We start from the raw sequence: 24,726 nt of genomic DNA on the forward strand, positions 1-24,726 counted from the left end.
TTGCCCAGGGAATGACGGCGCACTCTACCGGGTCGATCCGTCCTCGCCCAGGGGCCGCCTGCCCGTGCTAGCATCTGCCCAACGAGACACCGGAGGATGTCATGAGCGCGAATGATCCCGTCGTCATCGCGGGCGCGGCCCGCACCCCGATGGGCGGCTTCCAGGGCGAGCTGAAGGATGTGAAGGCGCCGCAGCTCGGCGCCGTCGCCATCGCCGCGGCGCTGCAGCGCGCCGGCCTCGCCGCCGACGCGGTGGACGAGGTGGTGATGGGCTGCGTGCTGCCGGCCGGCCTGGGCCAGGCCCCGGCGCGCCAGGCCGCCCGCGGCGCCGGCCTGCCCGACGCGGTGCCCTGCACCACGGTCAACAAGATGTGCGGCTCCGGCATGAAGGCGGTGATGCAGATCCATGACGCGATCGCTGCCGGGTCGATCGGCATCGGCGTCGCCGGCGGGCTGGAGAGCATGACCAACGCCCCTTACCTGCTGGACCGCGCCCGCGGCGGCTACCGCATGGGCCACGGAAGGGTGCTGGACCACATGTTCCTCGACGGGCTGGAGGACGCCTATGAGCCGGGCCGGCTGATGGGCACTTATGCCGAGGACACGGCGCAGCACTACCAGTTCACCCGCGAACAGCAGGACAGCTTCGCTCTGGCCAGCCTGGACCGGGCGCGCAAGGCGTCGGAGGACGGTACCTTCGCCCGCGAGATCGCGGCGGTGACGGTGAAGGGCCGCGGCGGCGACGTCAGCATTGCGACCGACGAGCAGCCGCGCAATGCGAGGCCCGAGAAGATCCCGACGCTGAAGCCCGCCTTCCGCCCGGACGGCACGGTGACGGCGGCGAATTCCAGCTCGATCTCCGACGGCGGCGCGGCACTGGTGCTGCTGCGCCGGTCGGAGGCGGAGCGGCGCAGCCTGCCGGTGCTGGCGCAGATCATCGGCCATGCCAGCCACGCCCGGGCGCCGGCCTGGTTCACCACCGCGCCGATCGGGGCGATGGAGACGTTGTTCCAGCGGACCGGCTGGGCGGCGAAGGATGTCGACCTGTTCGAGATCAACGAGGCCTTCGCCGTGGTCACCATGGCGGCCATGCGCGACCTCGACCTGCCGCATGACAAGGTCAATGTCCATGGCGGCGCCTGCGCCCTCGGCCATCCGGTCGGCGCGTCGGGAGCACGGATCATCGTCACCCTGTTGAATGCATTGCAGACCCACGGCCTCAAGCGCGGCGTCGCGGCGCTCTGCATCGGCGGCGGCGAAGCCACGGCGGTGGCGATCGAGCGGGCGGCGGCCTAGCGGCCAGCCCCGTCGGAACGAGAGGACAGGACGATGACGGACAAGACGCAGATCGGCGTGGTCGGCCTCGGCAGCATGGGCGCGGCGATGGCCGGGCGCCTGCTCGACCAGGGCTGGCCGGTCGCGGTGTGGAACCGCAGCGCCGGGGCGGAGGAGCCGCTGCTGGCCAAGGGCGCGGTCCGGGCGGCGACCCCGGCCGAGGCCGCGGCCGGCGGCATCGTCCTGTCCATGGTGGCCGACGATTCGGCGCTGAAGAGCGTGACCACGGGCGACAGCGGCATCCTGTCCGGCCTCGGCCAGGGCGGCGTGCACCTGTCGATGAGCACGGTCAGCCCGTCGATCGCCGCCGATCTCGCGAAGGCGCATGCGGAGGCCGGCTCGGCCTATGTCGGGTCGCCGGTGTTCGGCCGGCCGCCTGCGGCGGGCTCCGGCCAGCTCTGGATCGCCGTCTCCGGCCCGGCCGCGGCCAAGGACAAGGCCCGGCCGGTGCTGGAGGCGCTGGGCCAGTCGGTGCATGATTTCGGCGAGGCGCCGGAGGCGGCGAACGTCGTCAAGATCGGCGGCAACTTCATGATCGCGGCAGCGATCGAGGCAATGGCCGAGACCTTCACCCTGCTGGAGAAGCACGGCGTCTCCGCCCGCCAGGCGCATGAGCTGTATTCCAGCTCGATCTTCGCGGCGCCGATCTACAAGAACTACGGCGGCTTCATCGTCGACCGGAAGTTCTCGCCGCCGGGCTTCCGCATGCCTCTCGGCCTCAAGGATGTCGGCCTGGCCATGGCGGCGGGAGAGAAGGCGGGCGTGCCGCTGCCCTTCGCCGCGGTGCTGCGCGAGCGCTTCATCGGCTCGATCGCCCGCGGCCGCGGCGACCTCGACTGGACCGCCATAGCCCTCGATGCCGCCGAGGCGGCAGGGCTGAAGGTGGATTGAGGCGCTATTCCGCGGCGGGCTCGGCCACCCGGTGCTGGCGCTGCCATAGCGCGGCGTAGAGTCCATCCCGGGCCAGCAGGGCCGCGTGGCTGCCGCGCTCCGCCACCCGGCCGCGGTCCAGCACCAGGATCTCGTCGGCATTGACCACGGTCGACAGGCGGTGGGCGATGATCAGCGTCGAGGTGCCGCGCGAGGCCTCGGCCAAGCGCTCCTGGATCGCCTGCTCGGTGGCGCTGTCCAGCGACGAGGTCGCCTCGTCGAAGATGAACAGCCGCGGCTGCTTCAGGACGGCGCGGGCGATGGCGACGCGCTGCTTCTCGCCGCCCGACAGCTTCAGCCCGCGCTCGCCGACCCGGGTGTCCCAGCCATCCGGCAGCCCGGCGACGAAACGGTCGAGCTGGGCGATCCGCGCCGCCGCCTCGACCTCCTCGCGCGTCGCCTCCGGCCGGCCGAAGACGAGGTTGTCGAACAGCGTCTCGTTCAACAGCACCGTGTCCTGCGGCACCACCGCAATGGCGCCGCGCAGCGAAGCCTGGGTGATGGCGCGCAGATCCTGGCCGTCCATCAGGATCCGGCCGGCGGACGGGTCGTAGAAGCGGAACAGCAGCCGGGCGATGGTCGACTTGCCGGCGCCCGAGGCGCCGACCACCGCCACGGTCCGCCCGGCCGGCAGGGTGAAGGAGACGTCGCGCAGGATCGGCCGGCGCGGATCATAGGCGAAGGAGACGTGCTCGAACACCAGGTCGCCACGGCCGGGCGGCAGCGGCATCGCGCCCGGCGCATCCGTCACCTCCGGCGCCTCGTCCAGCAGCGCGAACATCTGCTCGACCGACCCCAGCGAGTTGCGGATCACCCGGTACAGCCGGCTCAGCTGCTCCAGCGGCCGGGCCAGGCGGACGAAATAGGTGTTCAGCAGCACCAGGTCGCCGACCGACATGGTGCCGGCCTGCACCGCCTGGCCGCCGAGGATCAGCAGGATGGCGAGGCCCAGGCTCAGCACCGTCATCTGGGCGATGCCGTTCAGGCTGCGCAGGGCCAGGCCGCGCGCGGCCAGCCGCTCGACCTCCTCCAGCCGCTCGTCGTAGCGGCGGCCGATCGCGCCCTCGGCGCCGAAATACTTCACCGTCTCGTAGTTGATCAGGCTGTCGATGGCGACGGCATGGGCGCTGCTGCTCTCCCGGTTCATGGTCCGGATCGTGCTGCGCAGGCTGTCGGCGCCCAGCGTCATGGCCCAGGCGAAGGCGGCAAGAGTGGCGGCGGTGACCAGGGCGTAGAAGGGCGGCAGATGCGCCAGCAGGATGGCGCAGGTGGCGGCGATCTCGATCAGCAGCGGCAGGATGCGGAAGGCGACGTCGTAGATCAGCTCGCGGATGCCGGCCAGGCCGCGGCCGAGATCCTCGCTGACCGCGCCGGTGCGGCGGCCGAGATGGAAGCGCAGCGACAGCCCGTGCAGATGGGTGAAGAAGGTGCGGCTCAGCCGCCTGACGAGGCGATGCTCGATCGGGCCGTAGGCGGCGTATTGCAGCTCGCCCAAGATGCGCCCGACCCAGGAGGCGACGGCATAGGCGGTGATCACGCCCATCGCCCCGATCGCCCAGGCATTGGCCTTGCCGGCATAGGCATCGATCGCCAGCGAGAACAGCAGCGGCACCAGCGCCACGGCGAAGGAGGACAGGAACACCAGGGCGACGCAGGCCAGGATGCGCAGCCGCACGCCCCAGCTCTCGCCGCGCCACAGATAGGGCATGACCCGGCCCAGCGTGGCCAGGTCGCCGCGCGCGCTGTGGTCCCCCCGGGGCGGTGTCATCGACATGGCCGGACTCGCATCGTCAGTCTCCCATCCTAATACACGGCCGGGGCCGGCATCCCGTCGCACTTGCCTCGCGGACCGAATCATGTAACTTTCAAAGTTACATGAAACACAGCGAACGCCTTTCCGCCGCCCTCCATGTGCTGGTGCACATGGCCGAGCGGCCCGACGCGGCTCTGACCTCGGCCGAGATGGCGGCCTTCGTCGGCACCAACCCCGTGGTGATCCGGCGCGGCTTCGCCGGGCTGCGCCAGGCCGGCATCGTCACCTCGGTCAAGGGCCATGGCGGCGGCTGGCGCCTGGCGCGGCCGGCGGAAGCGGTCACCCTGGCCGAGATCCAGCACGCCCTGGGCGAGCGGGTGGTCTCGCTCACCGCCTTCGAGGTGGGCCAGCCGACTTGCCTGATCCTGCGGGCGGTCACCGCCGCGCTGGACGAGGCGATGCAGGACGCCGAACGCGCGCTGGACCGGCGCCTCGCCACCCTGACCCTGGCCGACCTCGCGGCCGATGCCCGGCGGCTGAATGGCGGCCGCGGCCTGCCTTACGGAGACTCCCATCATGGCTCATGACGTCATCGTGGTCGGCGGCAGCTTCGCCGGCCTGTCCGCGGCGATGCAGCTGGCCCGCGCCCGCCGCCGGGTGCTGGTGATCGACGCCGGCCGGCCGCGCAACCGCTTCGCCGCCGCGTCGCACGGCTTCCTCGGCCAGGACGGCAAGGCGCCGTTGGCAATCCGGCAGGAGGGCCTGCGGCAGCTGCTCGCCTATCCGACCGTGGCGTTGATCGAGGACGAGGTGGTGTCGGCCCGCCGCACCGACAGCGGCTTCGCGGTGGCGCTGGCCGATGGCGGCGAGGAGGCAGCGTCCTACCTGATCCTGGCCACCGGCGTGGCCGACGAGCCGCCGCCGATCCCGGGGCTGCAGGAGCGCTGGGGCGCCACCGTGCTGCATTGCCCATACTGCCATGGCTACGAGGTCGCTGGCCGCCCCCTCGGCGTGCTGGCCAACCACACGCTCTCCGCCCATCAGGGCGGGATGCTGCCCGATTGGGGGCCGACCACCTATTTCACCCAGGGCGTGTTCGAGCCCGATGCCGCACAGGCGGCATATCTGGCCAGCCGCGGCGTCACGGTCGAGCGCAGCCCGGTGGTGGAGCTGCTGGGCACCGCCCCGGATCTCGAGGCGGTGCGGCTGGCCGATGGCCGGGTGGTGCCGGTCGCCGCGCTGTTCACCGCGGCCCGGATTCGCATGGCCAGCCCGCTGGCGGAGCAGCTGGGCTGCGCCTTCGACGAGGGCCCGCTCGGTCCGCGCCTGCGGGTCGACGACTTCAAGCAGACGACGATTCCAGGCGTCTTCGCCGCCGGCGACGCGGCGACCCCGATGCACAACGCTACTCTGGCCTCGGCTTCCGGGGTGATGGCCGGGGTGTGTGCGCACCGCGCGCTGATGGGTATGGCTGCCTGAGATATCGACAGAGCGACCCCGGCTGGGCGAGGCTGTCGCCCGGCCGGGAGGAGACCAGGATGCCATCGCCGATCGAGTTCTATTTCGACTTCGCCAGCCCCTATGGCTATCTCGGCGCCACGCGGATCGACGCGCTGGCCGCGCGGCACGGCCGCGAGGTGCGATGGAAGCCGGTGCTGCTGGGCCCGATCATGAAGCAGATCGGCACCCGGCCGATCCGCGACCTGCCGGTGCGCGGGCCCTATCTGGAACAGGATGCGGAGCGCTTCGCGGCCTTCCTCGGTGTGCCCTTCACCCTGCCGGCGCAATGGCCGATCGCGGCTTTGGCGCCGTCGCGCGCGGTGTGGTGGCTGGCCGACGACCGGCCGGCGCTGGCCCACGACCTCGCCGTCGCGCTCTACGCAGCGCATTGGGGCCGCGGCGAGGACATCGCGGCGCCCGAGGCGGTGCTGCGCATCGCCGCCGGGCTCGGACTCGACCCGGCGCAGACCGCGGCGGCGATACAGCGGCCGGAGGTCAAGGACCGGCTGCGGGCCGAGACCGAGGCGGCGGCGGCGAAAGGCGTGTTCGGCTCGCCCTTCTTCCTGCTCGACGGCGAGGGCTTCTGGGGCGCCGACCGGCTGGACCAGCTGGCATGGCGCCTCCAGGGCAGCCCGCGCTCGGGTTAGCGAACCTTCTCCGGCTTGTAATACTCCGGCGCCCAGCCCTTGCCGGTCCAGCGGAACAGCCGGCTGCCGTCGATCAGCAGGTCGCGCTTGCCGGCGCTGTAGCTCGGCGCCAGGCCCAGGTCGTGGGCCTTGCCGTCGGCGACCGGGGTCAGCGACTGCGAGCCTTCGGCCAGGATCTCCCAGGGGCAGCCATTGGTGTCGCAGTGCTTGGCGTCGTTCCAGAACACGATCACGTCCGGGGTCAGCTGGCCGGGCTTCTCGTCCAGTTCCATCTCGGCGATCTGGAACGGCGCGTCGCGCCAGTTGATCACCGCCGGCGCCACCATCGGCGCATAGCGCGCCTCCAGCATCGGAATCAGCCGGTCGGGGACCGGGCTCAGCCAGCGCAGGGGCGGCGGCGGGCTCCCCGGGGTGGGCACGCTCGGCGGCGTCGCCTCGGCGGTGTCGGCGGGAGCGACCGGCGGGGCGGCGCCCGTGGCCGGCGCCGTGGACGGCGCGATCGGGGTCGGCGCGCCCGGAGTCGCTTCGACAGCCCGGCCGCCGCTGGCGAGATGGGCCACGGTCTCCACCGTCAGCCCGTCATTGGTCGAGGCCAGGTTGTACTTCTGCTGGTAGTCCTGCACCGCCGCCAGGCTGCGCTGGCCCAGGATGCCGTCGACCGTGCCCAGCCGGTAGCCCGCCCCGTTCAGGGCGCTCTGCACCGCGCCGATCTCGGCCCGGTCGAATTCGACCGTCGGGCTGTCATAGACATAGGACCCGGCGATGCGGGGCGCGCCGTCGCAGTTCTGCGGCAGGGCGTTCGCCGTGTCGACCGATGCCCCGCGGCCGTCGAAGCGGATCGCCAGGGCGGCGCCGCTGTTGCTGGTCCAGGTGATGGTGTCGCCCACCGGCTTCGCCATGCCGGACATCAGGCAGATGCCGCCGCGGCTGGAGCGGTGCAGCAGGAAGGCGACGTTGCCGTCCTGCGTCGGCTGGACCAGAAGCCGGATCGGCGCGCCGCCGCCGGCGACATAGGTGCCGCCCTCGATGTTGGCGGCAAAAGCGGAGCCCGCCCAGCCGGCAGTCGCGGCCAGGCAGGCCAGGGCAAGGAAGGAACGCATCCGGGGTTCTCCGTGTCGTCTCGGTCGCTCAGCGAAACGTCCGGGGCGCAGATCCGGTTCCGATTCCCCGCGGGTGACGGCGGCGGCGCGATCGGCTAAACCGCCACACTCCCTAGGAAGATGACCGTCATGTCCGAGACCCGAATCATCAAGCCCCAGCCGATCAGCGGCTTCCCGGAATGGCTGCCGGAGGAGAAGCTGGTCGAGGACCACGTCCTGCGCATCATCCGCGAGGAGTATGAGCGCTACGGCTTCACCCCGATCGAGACGGCGGCGGTGGAGCGGCGCGAGATCCTGACCGCCAAGGGCATCGTCGAGAAGGAGATCTACGCCCTGTCCCGCCTGGCGGCGGGGGAGGGGGAGGATCCCTCGACCGACATGGCGCTGCATTTCGACCTGACCGTGCCGACGGCGCGCTACGTGGCGCAGAACGCGGCGCGGCTGACCTTCCCGTTCCGGCGCTACCAGATCCAGAAGGTGTGGCGCGGCGAGCGGCCCCAGGCCGGCCGGTTCCGGGAGTTCTACCAGGCCGATATCGACGTCATCGGCAACGGCTCGCTGGGCCTGCTGAACGACGCCGAGATCCCTTGCGTCATCAACGCCATCTTCGCCCGCATCGGCATCGGCGAATTCGTCATCCGCATCAACAACCGCAAGCTGCTGCAGGGCTATCTGCTCGACCAGGGGCTGACGGCCGAGGGCGTCGGCGCGGCGTTGAAGGTGATCGACGCGATCGAGAAGGTCAGCCGCGAGCGCACCCTCGCCGACCTCGCCACCCATGCCGGGATCGACGCGGCGACGGCCGCACGGATCGTCGACCTCGTCACCCGGCCGGTGACCATCGCCGAGCTGCGCGCGATCGAGGGCGGCGCGCTGTATCGCGAGGGGCTGGACGAGCTGGGCCAGGTGGCCGACGGCCTCGCCGCCTTCCAGGTGCCGGCGCATCGCTGGCGCATCGACCTCGCCATCGTCCGCGGCCTCGACTACTACACCGGCACGGTCTACGAGACCCAGCTGGTGGCCAATCCGGAGGTCGGCAGCATCTGCTCCGGCGGCCGCTACGAGGATCTGGCCAGCAACTACACCAAGGCGAAGCTGCCGGGCGTCGGCATCTCGATCGGCGTCACCCGCCTGCTGTCCCGCCTGTTCGATGCCGGTCTCTTGAAGCCCGGCGCCGCCACGCCGGCTGCGGTGCTGGTGACGGTGATGGACCGGGCGCAGCTGCCCTATTATCTCGGCCTGGCCACGACCCTGCGCGCCGCCGGCATCGCCACCGAGCTGTTCACCGAGGGCAAGAAGGTCGGCGACCAGCTGAAATACGCCGACAAGAAGGGCTTCCGCCTGGCCGTGATCGCCGGAGAGACCGAGATCGCGGCGGGGATGGCGGTGCTGAAGCACCTGGCCTCGGGCGACCAATCCACCCACCCGCAGTCCGGCCTGGCCGACGCCGTGCGGCAGGCGCTGGCGGGGTAGTCCGGGTGAGCGCTCTGGCCTGGGAGGGCACCTCTTCACCTCTCCCCAGGGGAGAGGTCGAAATCGCCCTGGCGATTTCGGGTGAGGGGGTAGCCCCGGCCCATCCGGTGTCGAGCCGATGGGAACGGTCTGATTCAACGTCCAGGCCTGCGCTACCCCCTCACCCTCCCGCCCGCTTCGCGGTCGGGCCCCTCCCTCTCCCCGAGGAGAGGGAAAGCAAGGCTTGGCCGACCAAGCGAGGACCCTGACCCATGGAGCTGCCGGCCGCCCTGCGCGTCGCGGTCGACCGGGCGCTGGAGGGCGTTGCCCTGGCCGAGCTGTCGGCCGCGGCGTCGCGGTTGTCGCAGCGCTACCGGGCCGAGCTGCGCGACGGCCGCTTCCATGTCGCGGACGACCGGGCGGTGCAGGCCTATCTCGCCACCCGGCTGCCCGCCACCTATGCCGCGATCCGCGCCTGCCTCGAGGCGATGGCCGAGCGTCGCCCGGACTTCGCCCCCGCCAGCCTGCTCGATGCCGGTGCCGGGCCGGGCACCGCGCTCTGGGCCGCGGCCGAGACCTGGCCCGGGCTTGCCGCCGCCACCCTGCTGGAGGGCAGCGCCGCCTTCCGCGACTGGGGTGCCCGGCTGGCCGGCGACGCGCTGCCGCCGGCGGATTGGCGGACCGCCGACCTGGCGAAGCCGCTGCCGGAGCTGCCGGCGCACGACCTCGTGATCCTATCCTATGTGCTGGACGAGCTGGCGCCCGACCGGCGCGGCGCCCTGGTCGATGGGCTGTGGGCGGCCACCGGTGACCTGCTGCTGATCATCGAGCCCGGCACCCCGGCCGGGTATCGCCGCATCCTCGACGCCCGGGCCCGGCTGATCGCCGCCGGCGGCCATGTCGTGGCGCCGTGCCCGCATGACGGCGCCTGCCCGCTGGTCGATCCCGACTGGTGCCATTTCGCCCGGCGCGTCGCCCGCTCGCGCCTGCACCGCCAGGCCAAGGGCGGCGAGGTGCCGTGGGAGGACGAGAAGTTCGCCTATGTCGCGGTCTCGCGCCGTCCGGCCGCACCAATCATCGGCCGCGTCATCGTCCCGCCGCGTGGCGCCGGCTCCCGCATCGACCTCAGGCTCTGCGCGCCGGAGGGGCTGGTCGAGCGCACCGTGACCAGGCGCGACGGGGCCCTGCTCAAGACGGCGCGTCGGCTGCGCTGGGGCGATGCGCTGGGCGTCGAGGACTTCTAAGGATCTCGATCTTGCAATATCGCATGTGATATCTAACTCACGATATGAGATGGGTGCTCGATACGGACGTCATGGTCGCCGCAATCCGCAGCGATGTCGGCGCATCCCGCCGTCTCCTCGTCGCGTCGCTGCAGCGGCGCATCGGGCTGCTGGTCTCGGTGCCGCTTGTGATCGAATACGAGGCGGTCTTGACGAGGCCGGAGCATCTGCAGGCATCGGGCCTGACTGCCGCGGACGTCAACGCGGTTCTGGATGCGGTCGTTGCGATTGCGGAACCGGTTCGTCTGGCCTTTCTGTGGCGGCCCGCCCTTCGTGATCCGGACGACGACATGGTTCTTGAAGTGGCCGTGAACGGCGCCGCAGACGCAGTGGTGACATTCAACCGCCGAGATTTCGCCCAGGGAGCAAAGGCGTTTGGGCTGGCGGTCCTGACTCCCGGAGATGCCCTCCGGCGACTGGAGGAACGGAAATGAGGAAAAGCAACTTCGCTCTGCGCCTGCAGCCGTCGCTGTTGGACGAGGCGCGCAAGGTGGCCGAGACGGAAGGCGTGGCCTTGAACCAGTTCATCAACGTTGCGGTGGCGGAAAAGCTCTCGGCGCTTCGCACCGAGAGCTACTTCGCCGAGCGCGCGGCGCGGGCGGACATTCCGAAGGCGCTGGGCATCCTCGATCGTGCCGGCGTCGGCAATCCTCCAATGAAAGGCGATGCCCTGCCTCCGGGCCGGAAACGCCAATGATCCGCTTGCCGTGACTACCGGGCGTCCTCGACGCGCAGCAACTCGACCACTGGCGGTGATGTCAGGATATCGCTGAAGGCATGCATCCAGCGGCCCGTCTCCTCGTCATCGCCCACCCCGCGTTCGCGGAACTGGTCGAACTGATCCAGGCTGGTCAGCTCGACCTCGAACTGCAGCGCCGCCCCGCCCTGGCCGCGGGTCAACGGCACCAGCAGCCGCGCCTTGAGCCGGTTGCGCCGGGCCGCCTCGACCTCGCGGTGGATGAAGTCGATCGCGCTCTCGCGGTTGACGGGCTGAACATCGTACGAGAAGCGGGCGATATACATGCCGGTCCCTCCTGGTTGCTGGGGCAGTCCTATGGGGACAACACCCTGGCTCCCGATTTCGGCTCATCGCCGTCTTCGCCATTCAAGGGCCTCCCGCGGACAGCCATCACCCCGAGGTCGGGTTACCGCGTCCAACCCCTGCTGACGCTCTTTGCCCCTGCCGCAGCAATGATGCCCGCCGGCGGAAAAGCATATCCACCGCGCACAGGGGTCATGCCGAGACCCTGGCACAGCCGCTCCATCGGACCGTCGACGCCCACACTGTCGATCACCAGATTAGCGACACCCAGCTCCTGCGCAGCTGCTGCAGCCACACGGTGATAGATGTATCCAATTCCGATCCCGCCAAGCTCATCCGGAAAATCGATGAAGCCGTAGCCGAGAGACGAGCCAGGAGTCAGGTTGTCCTGATCCTGCACGTACATCCTGTGTGTGTATTCGATCGAGGCGCCACTCGGAGGCGTCAGCGTGATGGTGAAGGGGATCTCGCGTCTGTCCGCAGACTTCTCCCCTCGCTGGATCGTGACCGTGCCATATCGGCGATGACTCAGCTGATATGCCTTCGACCCCAGCTCCTTGCGCTCAAAGTTGACGTGCGACCGGGCCTGACGGCTCGGGCCCGGCAGGTCGGCGAGCGGCATCGGCGGTTCGTGATGGGTTGGCGGCGGCTCGTCTTGGGGTGCCGTCTGCTGTGTGAGTCGGGGTGCGTCCACATGGTCCGACTCCAATTCCGATGGACTGCATCCACAGGCCCGGGCCAGCCACTCGGTGAGATTCATCGATCGGACCTCTCGCAGTCGAACATCCGAGTCCAAAGCCTCAGGCCGGCGCCGCGACGCCGCCGGCGTCGCAACCCGCGGGACCAAGCCCGATCTGCGGCGGCGGCGAACGTATGCCGTATCAGGGCATCGTCAGGCAGGTCGTCCGAGTCTGAGACACGCCCCATCCTGCCGCGCCGACCGCGGGCTGCCCAATGCATCGGTGTTATGGCGCCAGCCGTCGCATGAATGTCGGCTCTGGCGCCGAATCTTGCAGCGCCCCTTGCCTCAATCCGCCTCCACCGCCGAGGCGTGGGAACGCAGCTCCTCGATGAACACCCGGCTGTTCTCGGCGTAGTCGACCGGCACGCTGACCAGGTGCACGCCGCCCTGGGCGTAGGCCTTCTCCAGCGTCGGCGCGAAATCCTCGGCCGACTCCACCTTCCAGCCGGTGGCGCCATAGGCCTGGGCGTAGGTCACGAAATCCGGGTTGCCGAAGGTCAGGCCCCAATCGGCGAAGCCCTGCGCCTCCTGCTTCCAGCGGATCATGCCGTAGGCGTTGTCGACCAGGATCACCACGACGAGGTTCAGCTTCAGCCGGATCGCCGTCTCCAGCTCCTGCGAGTTCATCATGAAGCCGCCGTCGCCGCACACCGCCATCACCCGGCGGTCCGGATGCAGCATCGCCGCCACCATGGCCGAGGGCAGGCCGGCGCCCATCGTCGCCAGCGCGTTGTCCAGCAGGATGGTGTTGGCGATGTGGGTGCGGTAGCTGCGGGCGAACCAGATCTTGTACATGCCGTTGTCGAGGGCGACGACGCCGTCCTCCGGCATCACCGCGCGCACGTCGTGGACGATGCGCTGCGGCAGCAGCGGGAATTTCTCGCTGGTCCCGTCCGCCGCCACCTTTTCCAGGATCTTGCGGCGCAGCCCGGCAAAGGCCTCGGTCGCGGTCGGATGCGGCCCGCCGACCGCCTCGGCGATGCGGGCCAGCGAGGCGCCGATGTCGCCCACCACCTCATGGTCCGGGAAATACACCTCGGCGATGTCGGCCGGCTGGTAGCCGACATGGATCACGGTCTGCCCCGCCTGCTCCATGATGAAGGGCGGCTTCTCGACCACGTCGTGGCCGATCGCCAGGATCACGTCGGCGCTTGTCACCGCGTCGTGCAGATAGTCGCCCTCGGACAGGGCGGCGGTGCCGATATAGAGGCCGGAATTGCCGTCGACCGCGCCCTTGCCCATCTGCGTGTTGAAGAACGGGATGCCCATCCGCCGCACGAAGTCGGACAGTGCCGGCACCAGGTGGCGGCGATTGCCGGCGGCGCCGATCATCACCAGCGGGCGCTCGGCCGCGCGCAGCATCGCGGCGGCCTTGGCCACGGCCTCGTCATTGGCCACCGGCAGCTCCAGCGGGTGCAGCGGCACCGGCCCCAGTCCGTCGGGCGCCGGGGCGGCGGCGATGTCCTCCGGCAGCTCCAGATGCACCGGGCCCGGCCGCTCCTCCTGGGCGATGCGGAAGGCGTTGCGCACCAAAGTCGGGATCGCGCCGGTGCTGACGATCTGGCGCGACGACTTGGTCAGCGGCCGCATGGTGGCGACGATGTCGACGATCTGGAACTGCGCCTGGCGGCTCTTCAGGATCGGCTTCTGCCCGGTGATCATCACCATCGGCATGGCGCCCAGCAGGGCATAGGCCGCGCCGGTGGTCAGGTTGAGCGCGCCAGGCCCGAGCGTGGTCAGGCACACGCCGGCCTTGCCGGTCAGCCTGCCATAGGTCGCGGCCATGAAGGCGGCCGACTGCTCGTGCCGGGTGACGACGAGGTCGATGCCGGAGCGGCGGAGCGATTCGACGATGTCGAGATTCTCCTCGCCGGGCACGCCGAAGACGCGGTCCACGCCCTCATTGACCAGGGCCTCGACGAGAAGGTCGGAGCCGGTCCGTTGCGCAGCCATGATGGTCCTCTCCTGCTGGGCGGTGCGTTGTGCCCTGCAAAGATAGGCTGGAAGCGGCGCCGATGACATGATCGTGCCGCAGGGCAGACGGACACCCCGCGCAAGCACGGCATGGCCGCGGCGGTGGCCATGGCCGCCCCGGCAATGCGATGCTGTCCGCGCCAAGCGCCGCATTGACCGCGACCCGCCGAAAGGGTCTTCTCCCGCCATGCAAGACGGATTGCCGCCGGACTGGGACTGCCGACCGATCGCCGAACGGCATCGTGCCGGGCTGCAGGCGCTCGGCCTCTGGCTGGTCGACGCGACGCGGCAGCCGGTGCCGCTCAAGGGCCTGTTCCCGGGCTTCTGCGAGCGGGTGGCGCAGACCATCGTCCCGGCCTGGCGGATCCATATCGGGCTCGAGGTGCTGCATCCCGAGATCAGCGGCACCATGCTGGTGTGGAGCGACGAGACCATCGAGTTCGGGGAGCGCGCCCGGCAGGGCGTGCTGCAGAGCCCGGGCTATCTCAACAGCCCGACCAAGATCGTCGACGACACCGAGCGGGCCTATCGCCGGAAGCTCGACGGCGATGTCAGCGACATGCCGCTGCTGCAGGAGCTGCAGCAGATGGGCTCCACCGATTATTTCATCACGCCACTGCCCTTCCTCGACACCAGCCGCACCCGCTTCCTGTCCTTCGCCACGCGCCAGCCGGGCGGCTTCGATGATGACGATCTGAAGGCGCTGGACACTGCATCCCGGCTGTTCAGCCCCTATGCCGAGCGCCAGGTGTGGAAGCGCATCGCGCTCGACCTGCTCGACACTTATGTCGGTGCCCGCACCAGCCAGCGCATCGTCGAGGGCCAGATCGAGCGCGGCGAGGTCGACTGGATCGAGGCGGCGATCTGGCTGGCCGACATGCGCGCCTTCACCCGGCGCAGCGAGACCAACGCCATCCGCGATGTGGTGGCGATGCTGAACGGCTGGTTCGGCGACATGGGCGTGGCGATCGAGGCCGAGGGCGGCGAGATCTTGAAATTCATCGGCGACGCCGTGCTGGCGATCTTCCCGGTGACGCCGGAGACCGACCGCGGCACCGCCTGCGCCGCCGCTTTGGCCGCGGCCGAGGCGTTCTGCGCCAAGGTCGACGCCACCAATGCCGAACGTGGGCTGGCCGGGCCGGATGCGGTCGATTTCGGCATCGGCCTGCATCTCGGCGAGATCGCCTACGGCAATATCGGCGCCGCCCGGCGGCTGGACTTCACCGTGATCGGCCCGGCGGTGAACCGCGCCAGCCGGCTGGAGGAGCTGACCAAGTCCCTGCGCCGCCGGGTGCTGGTGTCCGAGCCATTCCGCGACGCCTGCGGCCGCCCGCTGCTCGACCTCGGCCGCCACGTCCTGCGCGACGTCGAAGGCACGCACCGGATCTTTGGGATCGGGTAGAGGCAGTCCCTTGTCGTCATGGCGAGCCCCGAAGGGGCGTGGCCATCCAGCCTGTTGCCACCGACAGCGGCGGCTGAAGGACTGGATGGCCACGCTTCGCTCGCCATGACGGTGTTGGGACCCTTCGATCGTTCCGATAAGGTCTCGCCGACAACAGCCACAGGCCGACCCCGATGAAAGCCGTCGTTTTCGAACAGTTCCGCCAGATGCCGACCGTGCAGACCGTGCCGGATCCGACGCCGTCCGCCGAGGGCGTGGTGGTCAAGGTCGAGGCGACCGGGCTGTGCCGCAGCGACTGGCATGGCTGGGTCGGGCACGACGCCGACATCGTGCTGCCGCATGTGCCCGGGCACGAGCTGGCCGGCACCATCGTCGCGGTCGGGGCGCAGGTCCGGCGCTGGCGCACTGGCCAGCGGGTGACGGTGCCCTTCGTCGCCGGCTGCGGCCATTGCCCGGAATGCGCCAGCGGCAACCAGCAGGTGTGCGAGCGGCAGTTCCAGCCCGGCTTCACCGCCTGGGGCTCCTTCGCCGAATACGTTGCGCTCGACTTTGCCGACGCCAATCTCGTCGCCCTGCCAGACGAGATCGATTCGGCCACGGCGGCCAGCCTGGGCTGCCGCTTCGCCACCTCGTTCCGCGCCATCGTCGACCAGGGCCGGGTGCGGGGCGGGGAGTGGGTGGCGGTGCATGGCTGCGGTGGCGTCGGCTTGTCGGCGATCATGATCGCCCGCGCGCTCGGGGCCAATGTCGTGGCCGTCGACCTGACCGAGCAGAAGCTCGACCTCGCCCGCCGGCTCGGCGCCACGGCGACAGTCAATGCCGGCGGCTCGGCCAATGTGGTGCACGCGATCCGCGACCTGACCGGGGGCGGCGCCCATGTCTCGGTCGACGCGCTGGGCCACCCGGCGACCTGCATGAACTCAATCCGCTGCCTGCGTCGGCGCGGCCGGCACATCCAGGTCGGGCTGATGCTGGACGACCACGCCCGGTCGCCGGTGCCGATGGACCGGGTGATCGCCTATGAGCTGGAGATCCTGGGCAGCCACGGCATGCAGGCGTTCCGCTACCAGGCGATGCTGGACATGATCGCCGCCGGCACCCTGGCGCCGCAGCAGCTGATCGGCAGCCGCATCAGCCTCGATGAAGCGGCGGTGGCGCTGACCCAGATGGACCGCTTCGACGGCACCGGCATCAGCGTGGTGACGCGGTTCTGAGGAGGGGGGATCAGGCCTTGCTCTCATCCCAGGGCCATGGACCGCATTTCTCGACCAAGCGTTGCCGTGCAGCCTCGACCCGGGCTTGGTAATCCGGGAGGAAGGGCTCGGAAAGGGTGCGATCGAGGTAGCCCAGCAGCCGTGTCAGACCCCAGAGCTCGCCATCATGCTGGGCTGCTTCGCGAAGCCGCTCGCCGTTCTCGTCGTCCAGCGTCCGTGCCAGAAACTCGAACAGCACGACGGCTTCATCCCGCGTGAGTGACAGGGGGATCGATCCATCGCTGTCCGGCTGCGCTTCGCTCATCTTCCTCTCATGCCAGATCGACGCTCCAGTTCTTCCGTCATGGCGAGGAGCGAAGCGACGTGGCCATCCAGCCTATCGCCATCGAGCGCGGTGGCTGAGGGACTGGATGGCCACGCTTCGCTAACAAGTAACTGACCGCTCAGGCGGCTCGTTACATCAAGGGCGGGTCGGCCTCCGGCCGGTGCTAAACTCGCCATGACGGGGCGCTATTTCGGCTGTTGGTATCACACCCGCCCCGCCCCCAGGATCAGGCGGATGCCCAGCGCGCCCATGACCGAGCCGGCGGCGCGGTCGAACCAGCGCTTCCAGCGCAGATAGACGGCGCGCGGCCGGTCGGCGGAGAACACCAGGGCGACGATGGTGTACCAGCCGGCCTCGATGGCGAAGATCGCCGGCAGCAGCACGGCGAAGGTCCAGCCCGGCACCTGCGGCGGCAGGAAGGCGGCGAAGATGCTGCCATAGACGACCGCGGCCTTGGGGTTGCTCAGCTGGGTGACGGCGGCCAGGGTGAAGGACCGCCGGACGCTGCGCGGCCGGCCCTCCGCCGTCTTCGGCACCGTGATCGGCTGGGCCGCGGTGCGCCACAGGGCGACAGCGAGCCACAGCAGGTACAGGCCGCCCAGCACCTTCAGGATCAGGTACAGCCATTCCACCTGGGCCAGGATCGCCTGCAGGCCGAACAGGCCGAGCCCGCCATAGACCACCCCGCCCACGCCCATGCCCAGCGCGGCGGCCAGCCCGTCGCGGCGCGACAGGGCGATGGCGGTGCGGGTGACGAAGACGAAGCTAGGCCCCGGGCTGGCCGCGCCGACCACGATGGCGCCGAGAATGCTGAGCAGCGGGATGGTGATGTCCATGAGGTCCTCCTGGGGCCGTCAATCTGTCGGATTCCCGGATCCGGAGCCATTCATTCTTGTCTCCCTTGCACGAGAGACGCGTGGCCTGCGCGGCACAGGAAATGATCGCAGTTGTATTATCGGCCATTCATGTTCATGATACGTTCCATGGAAATGACGCCAGAGGATTGCGGATTGGAGGACGGGCCGGTCGATCCGGATCTGGCCTGGACGCGATGGGCGCTGGGCTCGCTGGGCGAGCTGGTCGAGATCGGCCTCCGCTCGGCCCGGATGACGGCGACGGAGCAGATGGCGACGCCGATCACGCGGACGAAGCCGGATTTCGCGCTGGCGCAGGTGCGCCTGGCCCGTTCGGTGCGGCTGTCGATCGCGATGAGCCAGCGGGTCCGAGAGAATTATCAGGATCGCAAGGACGGCAAGGCGGAGCCTGCGCCGGCGGAGGAAGCGTCCGAAGTCGCGGCGGCCGAGGCCGCGCCGGCCGAAGCCGCGCCGGCTGCCGGCCCCAAGGATGGCGAGCCCCGGACGGAGCGTCGCGAATCCCTGACCGAGAGCGAGCGCCTGGAAACCGAGCGCGAACCGGCCGAAGAGGCGGAGGAGCGGCGCGACCTCGACGCAGCCCTGCTGCCACGGGACTGGGACGGCGCCGCCGCCGCCGAGGCCCCCGATCGCCTGCCCCCCGATCACGTGTACAACGACCCTGCCGAAGCCACTCCAGCCGCGCCTCGGCCCGAGCCCGATTGGCGGCGTCCGTCGGATCAGTCCGACACCGGCCGGCCCATGCCGAAGCCGTCGAAACCGGACACCAGTTAGGCGCCGCGTGTTGTCCGGTACCCTCTCACGACAGCTCAGATTGTTTTTTGCCTGTCCCGTTTACGGGAGAGGCCGGAGGCGCTTGCGCCTCCGGCTGAGGGGGGCGAGGCCGGGGCTGCCCTCACCGGGCTGACCCCGGCGAGGGCAGCAGAGGCAGCGCGAACGATGCAGGAAGCCCCGCGAACCGCGCAGACCTCAGGCCGCCGTCTCGATCTCCTCGCCCGCCCCATGGTCGGGATGCAGGCAGTGGCCGTGGCTGTGGTCGGCCAGCACCTCGATCACCCGGCAATGGCCGATGGTGCCGTGGCGGCACTGCTCGACCATCCGCTCCAGCTCCACCTTCAGCGCCTCCAGCCGGGCGATGCGGGCCTGCACCGCGACCAGCTGCTCCTGCGCGATCCGGTCGGCGGTGGCGCAGGGCTGGGCCGGGTCGTCGGCCAAGGTCAGCAGCTGGCGGATGGCGTCCAGCGGGAAGCCCAGCTCGCGGCTGTGGCGGATGAAGGCCAGCCGGTCGCTGTGCGCCCGGCCGTAGATCCGCTGGTTGCCCAGCGTCCGCGCCGCCTCCGGCATCAGCCCGATCTGCTCGTAGTAGCGGATGGTCTGGACCTTGCAGCCGGTGCGGCGGGCCAGCTCGCCGATCGGCATCGCATCGCCGCGCGCGGACATGAATTTTTCCTCTTGAAGCTATAGTCGCTGTAGCTCCTATCTTCCCCTGCGACGGATCTTTCGGCAAGGGAGCGCGTCGCATGGCAGCGGCGAATGACGGGCAGGGCCTGACTCTGCGCTATCGGGTCGACGGCATGGATTGCCCGAGCTGCGTCGGCAAGCTGCAGACGGCGCTGGGCCGGATCGAGGGTGTCAGCGGCGTCGAGGTCAATTTCGCCACCGGCCTGCTGGCCTTCGGCGCGGCGGGCGCCGCCGCGAATGGCCGCGCGGTGGAGGACAAGATCCGCGCCCTCGGCTTCACCCCGACCGCGATCGACGACACAGCACCCCGCGCCCCGGCCCTGGAGGACGCGAAGCCCTGGTCGCGCGAGCGCAAGGCGCAGCTGGTCGGCTTCACCGGCCTGCTGCTGGCCGCCGCCTTCGTCGCCTCGCTGATCGTCCCGGCCGAGGCCGAATGGGCCTATCTCGCCGCGGCGCTGATCGGGCTGGTGCCGGTCGCCCGCCGCGCCCTGACCCTGATCCGCTCCGGCTCGCCTTTCAGCATCGAGACGCTGATGGCGGTCGCCGCGATCGGCGCCATCGCCATCGGCGCGGCGTCCGAGGCGGCGGTGGTGGTGTTCCTGTTCGCCGTCGGCGAGCTGCTGGAGACCGTCGCCGCCGGCCGCGCCCGCCAGGGCATCAAGGCGCTGGTGTCGCTGGTGCCGCGCACGGCGCAGCGCGAGGTGAACGGCGTCCTGAGCACCGTCGCGGTCGACGACCTGGCGATCGGCGACATCGTCCTGGTCCGCCCCGGCGACCGGGTGCCGGCCGATGGCGAGATCGTCGACGGCGCGTCGGAGCTGGACGAGGCGCCGATCACTGGCGAATCCGTGCCGGTGGCCAAGGCGGCGGGCGATGCGGTCTATGCCGGCAGCATCAATGCCGGCGGCGTGCTGCGGCTGAAGGTGACGCGGGCGGCGGCGGACAACACCATCGCCCGGATCATCCACATGGTCGAGACGGCGCAGTCAAGCAAGGCGCCGTCCGCCCGCTTCATCGATCGGTTCAGCGCCTGGTACACCCCGGCCGCCATGGCTGTGGCCGCGCTGGTGATCGCAGTGCCGCCGCTGCTGTTCGGCGGCGACTGGACGGTCTGGACCTATCGCGGCCTGTCGCTGCTGCTGATCGCCTGCCCCTGCGCCCTGGTGCTGTCGACCCCGGCGGCCATCGCCTCCGGCATCGCCGCCGGCACGCGCCGCGGCCTGCTGTTGAAGGGTGGCGCTGCGCTGGAGATGCTGGGCAAGGTCAAGGCCGTGGCCTTCGACAAGACCGGCACGCTGACGATCGGCCGGCCGCAGGTCACCGACATCGTCCCGCTCGTCGGCACCGAGGCCGCGGTGCTGGCCGAGGCCGCCGCGGTCGAAAGCGGCTCCAGCCACCCGCTGGCCCGCGCCATCCTCGACGCGGCGTCCGCGCGCAGGATCGCGGTGCCGGTCGTCGCCGAGGCCTCGGCCATCGCCGGCAAGGCGGTGCTGGGCCGGGTCGGCGGTGCGCTGCTGGCGGTCGGGTCGCCGCGCTACGCCGCCGAGCGCGGCCCGCTGCCGGCCGGGCTGGCCGACCGGGTCGCGGCGCTGGAGGCCGAGGGCAAGACCGTCGTGCTGCTGCTCGGCGAGGCCGGGCCGCGCGGGCTGATCGCGCTGCGCGACGAGCCGCGCGAGGACGCCGCTGCCGCCGTGGCGGCGCTGCGCCGGGCCGGGGTGCAGCCGGTGATGCTGACCGGCGACAATCGCCGCACCGCCGCGGCCGTCGCCGGCACGCTCGGCATCGCGGTCGAGGCCGAACTGCTGCCCGACGACAAGCTGGCGGCAATCGGCAGGCTGAAGGCGCAGGGCCCGGTGGCGATGGTCGGCGACGGCATCAACGATGCCCCGGCACTGGCCGCGGCCTCGGTCGGCATCGCCATGGGCGGCGGCACCGACGTGGCGCTGGAGACGGCGGATGCGGCGCTGCTGAACAACCGCGTCACCGGCGTCGCCGAGCTGATCGGCCTGTCCCGCGCCACCCTGGCCAACATCCACCAGAACATCGCCGTCGCCCTCGGCCTCAAGGGGCTGTTCCTGGCCACCACGCTGCTCGGCGCCACCTCGCTGTGGATGGCGATCCTGGCCGATACCGGCGCGACCGTGCTGGTGACGCTGAACGCGCTCCGGCTGCTGCGCCTGCTGCCCACGGTCCGGCCGGCGGCGGCCCCTGCGGCCCAGGCCCATGATCACGACCATGGGCACGATCACGATCACGCGCATGATCACGGCGCCGGGTCCAGGGAGGCGGATGATTGCTGCGCCCATGGCGCCTGCGGCTCCCCGCCCGCGAGCGTCGCCTGCGGATCATGCCGGGCGCCGAACCAGGGCTCGGCCCGCTTCTGCAGCCAGTGCGGGCAGGCGATGGCGGCGTAAGGGCAACCGCCGCGCCGGGCCTTCATTCCCATGTCGCGCCACCCGCCGTTGCGCTATCAGCAGGGAAAGCGCATGCGGGAGTACTTCGGGCTTGGCCAACGTCCTGTTCATCACCGCCGACCAATGGCGCGGCGACACGCTGTCGGCGGTGGGGCATCCCTGTATCCGCACCCCGGTGCTGGACGCGCTGGCGGGGGAGGGCACGCTGTTCCGGCGCCATTACACCGTGGCCTATCCCTGCGGCCCGTCGCGCGCCTCGCTGCTGACCGGCCTGTACCCGCACACCCACCGCAGCGTGCGCAACGGCACGCCGCTCGACGCCAGGCACAGCAACCTGGCGCTTGAGGTGCGGCGCGGCGGCTGGGACCCGCTGCTGTTCGGCTACACCGACACCTCCCTGGACCCGCGCGGACGGGCGCCGGACGATCCGGCGCGCCACAGCTACGAAGGCGTGGCCCCGGGCTTCACCCCGGTGCTCAACCTGTCCGAATCCAGCCGCGCCTGGATCGCCGACCTGATCGCCAAGGGCTATGACGTGCCGGCGCCGGGGGAGGGACGGGAGCCGCTCTACGACCCCGATCCTGCGGCCGAGGCGGCGCCAGGCGGCTTCGGCCCGACCCGGATCCGGGCCGAGGACAGCGAGACCGCCTTCATGACCGACCAGGTGCTGCGCCACCTGGCGGTGCTGCAGGGCAAGCCCTGGTTCGCGCACCTGACCTATATCTGCCCGCACCCGCCCTTCGCCGCCCCGGCGCCCTGGCACCGGGCCTATGACCCGGTCGCGATGCCGGCGCCTTTGCGCGGCCCGACCGCGGCGGAAGAAGGGTCGCAGCACCCGCTGCTGGCCGGGCTGCACCGGGCGGTGCGGCTCGACAAGTTCCTGAACCACGCCGAGGGACCGGCCTCGGCGCTCGACGCCGCCGGCGTCGCCGCGGTCCGCGCCGCCTATTACGGGCTGGCGTCGGAGGTCGACCACCATCTCGGCCGGGTCTTCGAATTCCTGAAGGCGAGCGGCCAGTGGGACGACACGCTGATCGTCTTCACCTCCGACCATGGCGAGCAGCTCGGCGATCATTACCTGTTCGGCAAGCTCGGCTATTTCGACCAGCCGGCCCATATCCCGCTGATCGTCCGCGACCCGCGCCCCGAGTCGGATGCCGGCCGCGGCCGGCAGGTCGACGATTTCACCGAATCGGTCGACATCATGCCGACCATCCTCGGCTGGCTCGGCCTGCCGGTGCCGCGGCACTGCGACGGCGGCTCGCTGCTGCCCTTCTGCGCGGGCGGGCGGCCGCCGGATTGGCGCGACGCGGCGCACTGGTTCTACGATTTCGGCAATGTCCGCGAGCGCGTCGGCGCGGCCCGGCTGCATGCCGACCAGTGCGGCGTCCAGGTGATCCGCGACGCCCGCCGCAAATACGTGCACTGCACCGCTTTGCCGCCGCTGTTCTTCGACCTGGAGCGCGACCCCGGCGAGTTCGAGGACCGCAGCCGCGACCCGGCCTATGCCGCGGAGATGCTGGCCTATGCCCAGAAGCTGCTGTCCTGGCGCATGCGGCATGAGGACCGGACGCTGAGCCATATCACGCTCGAAGGCGGCTATTTCGAGGAAGCGGCGCGATGAGCACGGTGGAGATCGGCGGCATCCTGTTCGACAAGGACGGCACGCTGATCGACTATGAGGCGACCTGGCTGCCGCTGAACCGCGAGGCCGCGCTGTTCGCCGCGGCCGGCGACCTGGAGCTGGCCCTGCGGCTGCTCGAGGTCGGCGGCGCCGACCCGCACACCGGCGCGGTCCGTGCCGACAGCCTGCTCGCCGCCGGGGCGACGCCGGAGATCGCGGCCGCCTGGATCGCCGCCGGCAGTCCCTACGGCGTCGACCTGCTGGTGCCGGAGATGGACCGCATCTTCCGTGGTGCCACCACGGCCGTGATCCGGCCGACCGTTGCCGACCCGGCCGGGCTGTTCCGCCGGCTGCGCGGCCGCGGGCTGAAGCTCGGCGTGGCCTCCAGCGACGGCGAGGCCGCGATCCGCGCCACGCTGGCGCTGTTCGATCTGCTCGACCTGGTCGATTTCATCGCCGGTTATGACAGCGGCCACGGCCACAAGCCGAACCCCGGCATGGTCTACGGCTTCTGCGACGCCACCGGCCTGCCGCCCGGCGCCGTGCTGATGGTCGGCGACAACCGGCACGACATGGCGATGGGCCGCGCCGCCGGGGCCGGCCTCTGCGTCGGCGTGCTCAGCGGCACCGGCACGGTCCAGACCCTGGCCGGGCTTGCCGATCTCTGCCTGCCGGATATCGGCGGACTGGAAGATCTTCTCAGCGGGCGGCAAAGCGTCTGATGGGCATCGGCGGCTTTTTAGACTAAAGTCCTGCAAACATAACGCGTCGTCGGTGGTGGAGGTTTCACGTGCCCGGTTTTCCGATCGTGGACAGCCACGTCCATATTTATGATCCAGACATATTGTCCTATCCATGGATGGATCAGGTCCCCAGCCTGAAGTCGCGCCATCTGCCGGACGTGTACGACCGGCAGCGCGACGGCGTGGCGATCGACCGCTACGTCTTCGTCGAGGTCGACGTCGCCCCGGTGCAGCGGGTGGAGGAGGCGCGCTGGGTCGATGCCCTCGCCGACCCCCGACTCGGCGCCCTGGTCGCCGCGGCGGCGGTCGAGGACGGCCAGGCGGTGCGGACCGAGCTCGACGCGCTGCATGCCGCCACCCCGAAGCTGCGCGGCATCCGCCGGCTGATCCAGGGCGAGGCGGTGGATTTCTGCATCCGGCCCGGCTTCGTCGAAGGCGTGCAGCTCCTGTCGGAATACGACCTGTCCTTCGACCTCTGTATCTTCCATCCGCAATTCGACGCCGCGATCGAGCTGGTGCGCCGCTGCCCGGAGATCCGCTTCGTCCTCGACCATATCGGCAAGCCCGGCATCCGGGACGGCATCGACCGGCCCTGGCGCGACCAGATGCGGGCCCTGGCGGCGCTGCCGAATGTCTGGTGCAAGCTGTCGGGCGTGGTCACCGAAGCCGATCGCCAGGGCTGGACCCGGGACCAGATCGAGCCCTACATATGTCATACGATTGACTGCTTCGGCTTCGACCGCACCATGTTCGGCAGCGACTGGCCCGTCAGCGAGCTGGCCTCCAGCTATCGCCGCTGGGTCGACACGCTGGACGCCATCCTCGCGGACGTCCCGGAGGCGCAGCTGCGGCAGCTCTATCGCGACACTGCCATCGCCTTCTACCGGCTCGGCTGAGCCCAACGATCTGAGACT

24 protein-coding genes are annotated in these 24,726 nt (G+C 70.6%); 16 read left to right on the forward strand and 8 right to left on the reverse strand.

Going from position 1 to position 24,726, the window contains the following annotated elements; genetic code table 11:
* Window positions 1–101 precede the first annotated feature (101 nt).
* Both FFK22_RS19375 and FFK22_RS19380 read left to right on the forward strand, forming a co-directional pair.
* Complete coding sequence (locus tag FFK22_RS19375; RefSeq protein WP_138889077.1) at window positions 102–1,295, forward strand: acetyl-CoA C-acyltransferase; 1,194 nt, start codon at window positions 102–104, stop codon at window positions 1,293–1,295.
* Window positions 1,296–1,328: 33 nt separating this feature from the next.
* Window positions 1,329–2,225, forward strand: a complete 897-nt coding sequence (locus tag FFK22_RS19380; RefSeq protein ID WP_138889076.1) for an NAD(P)-dependent oxidoreductase — start codon at window positions 1,329–1,331, stop codon at window positions 2,223–2,225.
* A gap of 4 nt (window positions 2,226–2,229) precedes the next feature.
* Here FFK22_RS19380 and FFK22_RS19385 read toward each other — a convergent pair whose 3' ends face one another.
* The gene (locus tag FFK22_RS19385; protein WP_221938702.1) at window positions 2,230–4,038 is read right to left on the reverse strand and encodes an ABC transporter ATP-binding protein/permease; all 1,809 of its coding nucleotides are present in this window, start codon (window positions 4,036–4,038) and stop codon (window positions 2,230–2,232) included.
* Window positions 4,039–4,139: 101 nt separating this feature from the next.
* Here FFK22_RS19385 and FFK22_RS19390 point away from each other — a divergent pair, with 101 nt between their 5' ends.
* Genes FFK22_RS19390 through FFK22_RS19400 form a run of 3 tightly spaced genes read left to right on the forward strand, consistent with a single transcriptional unit; the run spans window position 4,140 to window position 6,164 of the window.
* Window positions 4,140–4,604 carry an Rrf2 family transcriptional regulator gene (locus tag FFK22_RS19390; RefSeq protein ID WP_138889075.1) on the forward strand — a complete coding sequence of 155 codons (465 nt, stop codon included), beginning with the start codon at window positions 4,140–4,142 and terminating at the stop codon, window positions 4,602–4,604.
* Window positions 4,594–5,496: an NAD(P)/FAD-dependent oxidoreductase gene (locus FFK22_RS19395; RefSeq protein ID WP_138889074.1), complete on the forward strand. Its 903-nt coding sequence runs from the start codon at window positions 4,594–4,596 to the stop codon at window positions 5,494–5,496. The genes FFK22_RS19390 and FFK22_RS19395 overlap by 11 nt, the downstream gene beginning before the upstream one ends.
* Before the next feature lie 59 nt (window positions 5,497–5,555).
* The gene (locus FFK22_RS19400; RefSeq protein ID WP_138889073.1) at window positions 5,556–6,164 is read left to right on the forward strand and encodes a 2-hydroxychromene-2-carboxylate isomerase; all 609 of its coding nucleotides are present in this window, start codon (window positions 5,556–5,558) and stop codon (window positions 6,162–6,164) included.
* On the opposite strand, the gene FFK22_RS19405 is transcribed toward FFK22_RS19400, so the two are convergent.
* The gene (locus FFK22_RS19405) at window positions 6,161–7,264 is read right to left on the reverse strand and encodes a peptidoglycan-binding protein (protein WP_138889072.1); all 1,104 of its coding nucleotides are present in this window, start codon (window positions 7,262–7,264) and stop codon (window positions 6,161–6,163) included. The two genes, FFK22_RS19400 and FFK22_RS19405, sit on opposite strands and share 4 nt — an antisense overlap.
* Window positions 7,265–7,393: 129 nt before the next feature.
* Here FFK22_RS19405 and hisS point away from each other — a divergent pair, with 129 nt between their 5' ends.
* The 4 genes from hisS to FFK22_RS19425 all read left to right on the forward strand — a co-directional run bounded on the left by hisS (window position 7,394) and on the right by FFK22_RS19425 (window position 10,696).
* Window positions 7,394–8,737, forward strand: a complete 1,344-nt coding sequence (hisS, locus tag FFK22_RS19410; RefSeq protein WP_138889071.1) for a histidine--tRNA ligase — start codon at window positions 7,394–7,396, stop codon at window positions 8,735–8,737.
* A 251-nt stretch (window positions 8,738–8,988) separates the two neighbouring features.
* Window positions 8,989–9,960 carry a small ribosomal subunit Rsm22 family protein gene (locus FFK22_RS19415; protein WP_138889070.1) on the forward strand — a complete coding sequence of 324 codons (972 nt, stop codon included), beginning with the start codon at window positions 8,989–8,991 and terminating at the stop codon, window positions 9,958–9,960.
* 53 nt (window positions 9,961–10,013) lie between these two features.
* The gene (locus FFK22_RS19420) at window positions 10,014–10,433 is read left to right on the forward strand and encodes a putative toxin-antitoxin system toxin component, PIN family (protein ID WP_221938703.1); all 420 of its coding nucleotides are present in this window, start codon (window positions 10,014–10,016) and stop codon (window positions 10,431–10,433) included.
* A complete protein-coding gene (locus tag FFK22_RS19425) occupies window positions 10,430–10,696 on the forward strand; it encodes a toxin-antitoxin system HicB family antitoxin (protein WP_138889068.1) in 267 nt (88 codons plus the stop codon). The genes FFK22_RS19420 and FFK22_RS19425 overlap by 4 nt, the downstream gene beginning before the upstream one ends.
* A 14-nt stretch (window positions 10,697–10,710) precedes the next feature.
* On the opposite strand, the gene FFK22_RS19430 is transcribed toward FFK22_RS19425, so the two are convergent.
* From FFK22_RS19430 to FFK22_RS19440, 3 genes are all read right to left on the reverse strand, one after another.
* On the reverse strand, window positions 10,711–11,022 hold the full coding sequence (locus tag FFK22_RS19430; RefSeq protein ID WP_138889067.1) for a hypothetical protein: 312 nt from the start codon (window positions 11,020–11,022) through the stop codon (window positions 10,711–10,713).
* 122 nt (window positions 11,023–11,144) lie between these two features.
* The gene (locus FFK22_RS19435; protein WP_138889066.1) at window positions 11,145–11,663 is read right to left on the reverse strand and encodes a hypothetical protein; all 519 of its coding nucleotides are present in this window, start codon (window positions 11,661–11,663) and stop codon (window positions 11,145–11,147) included.
* Window positions 11,664–12,068: 405 nt separating this feature from the next.
* Entirely contained in the window at window positions 12,069–13,736 is a 1,668-nt protein-coding gene (locus FFK22_RS19440) for an acetolactate synthase large subunit (protein ID WP_138889065.1), read from the reverse strand.
* A 208-nt stretch (window positions 13,737–13,944) separates the two neighbouring features.
* Here FFK22_RS19440 and FFK22_RS19445 point away from each other — a divergent pair, with 208 nt between their 5' ends.
* On the forward strand, window positions 13,945–15,159 hold the full coding sequence (locus tag FFK22_RS19445; RefSeq protein ID WP_186002545.1) for an adenylate/guanylate cyclase domain-containing protein: 1,215 nt from the start codon (window positions 13,945–13,947) through the stop codon (window positions 15,157–15,159).
* 173 nt (window positions 15,160–15,332) lie between these two features.
* Window positions 15,333–16,373 carry a zinc-dependent alcohol dehydrogenase family protein gene (locus FFK22_RS19450; protein WP_138889063.1) on the forward strand — a complete coding sequence of 347 codons (1,041 nt, stop codon included), beginning with the start codon at window positions 15,333–15,335 and terminating at the stop codon, window positions 16,371–16,373.
* A 10-nt stretch (window positions 16,374–16,383) separates the two neighbouring features.
* On the opposite strand, the gene FFK22_RS19455 is transcribed toward FFK22_RS19450, so the two are convergent.
* Both FFK22_RS19455 and FFK22_RS19460 read right to left on the reverse strand, forming a co-directional pair.
* Window positions 16,384–16,677, reverse strand: coding sequence for a hypothetical protein (locus FFK22_RS19455; protein ID WP_138889062.1), 294 nt, complete (start codon window positions 16,675–16,677; stop codon window positions 16,384–16,386).
* A 224-nt stretch (window positions 16,678–16,901) separates the two neighbouring features.
* The gene (locus tag FFK22_RS19460; RefSeq protein ID WP_138889061.1) at window positions 16,902–17,534 is read right to left on the reverse strand and encodes a LysE family translocator; all 633 of its coding nucleotides are present in this window, start codon (window positions 17,532–17,534) and stop codon (window positions 16,902–16,904) included.
* Between the two features lie 174 nt (window positions 17,535–17,708).
* On the opposite strand from FFK22_RS19460, the gene FFK22_RS43075 reads away from it, so the two are divergent.
* Complete coding sequence (locus FFK22_RS43075) at window positions 17,709–18,344, forward strand: hypothetical protein (RefSeq protein WP_186002546.1); 636 nt, start codon at window positions 17,709–17,711, stop codon at window positions 18,342–18,344.
* Between the two features lie 195 nt (window positions 18,345–18,539).
* Here the strand turns inward: FFK22_RS43075 and FFK22_RS19470 are convergent, their stop codons facing one another.
* Window positions 18,540–19,010: a helix-turn-helix domain-containing protein gene (locus tag FFK22_RS19470; RefSeq protein ID WP_143956845.1), complete on the reverse strand. Its 471-nt coding sequence runs from the start codon at window positions 19,008–19,010 to the stop codon at window positions 18,540–18,542.
* An 80-nt stretch (window positions 19,011–19,090) separates the two neighbouring features.
* Here FFK22_RS19470 and FFK22_RS19475 point away from each other — a divergent pair, with 80 nt between their 5' ends.
* The 4 genes from FFK22_RS19475 to FFK22_RS19490 all read left to right on the forward strand — a co-directional run bounded on the left by FFK22_RS19475 (window position 19,091) and on the right by FFK22_RS19490 (window position 24,708).
* A complete protein-coding gene (locus FFK22_RS19475; protein ID WP_138889059.1) occupies window positions 19,091–21,445 on the forward strand; it encodes a heavy metal translocating P-type ATPase in 2,355 nt (784 codons plus the stop codon).
* 91 nt (window positions 21,446–21,536) lie between these two features.
* Window positions 21,537–23,069: an alkaline phosphatase family protein gene (locus tag FFK22_RS19480; protein WP_221938705.1), complete on the forward strand. Its 1,533-nt coding sequence runs from the start codon at window positions 21,537–21,539 to the stop codon at window positions 23,067–23,069.
* A complete protein-coding gene (locus FFK22_RS19485) occupies window positions 23,066–23,791 on the forward strand; it encodes an HAD family hydrolase (protein WP_138889057.1) in 726 nt (241 codons plus the stop codon). Before FFK22_RS19480 ends, FFK22_RS19485 begins: the two co-directional genes overlap by 4 nt.
* An 86-nt stretch (window positions 23,792–23,877) precedes the next feature.
* Window positions 23,878–24,708, forward strand: coding sequence for an amidohydrolase (locus tag FFK22_RS19490; protein WP_373683755.1), 831 nt, complete (start codon window positions 23,878–23,880; stop codon window positions 24,706–24,708).
* Window positions 24,709–24,726 lie beyond the last annotated feature (18 nt).

It is taken from the genome of Mycobacterium sp. KBS0706, assembly GCF_005938675.2.
GTDB lineage: Bacteria > Pseudomonadota > Alphaproteobacteria > DSM-16000 > Inquilinaceae > Inquilinus.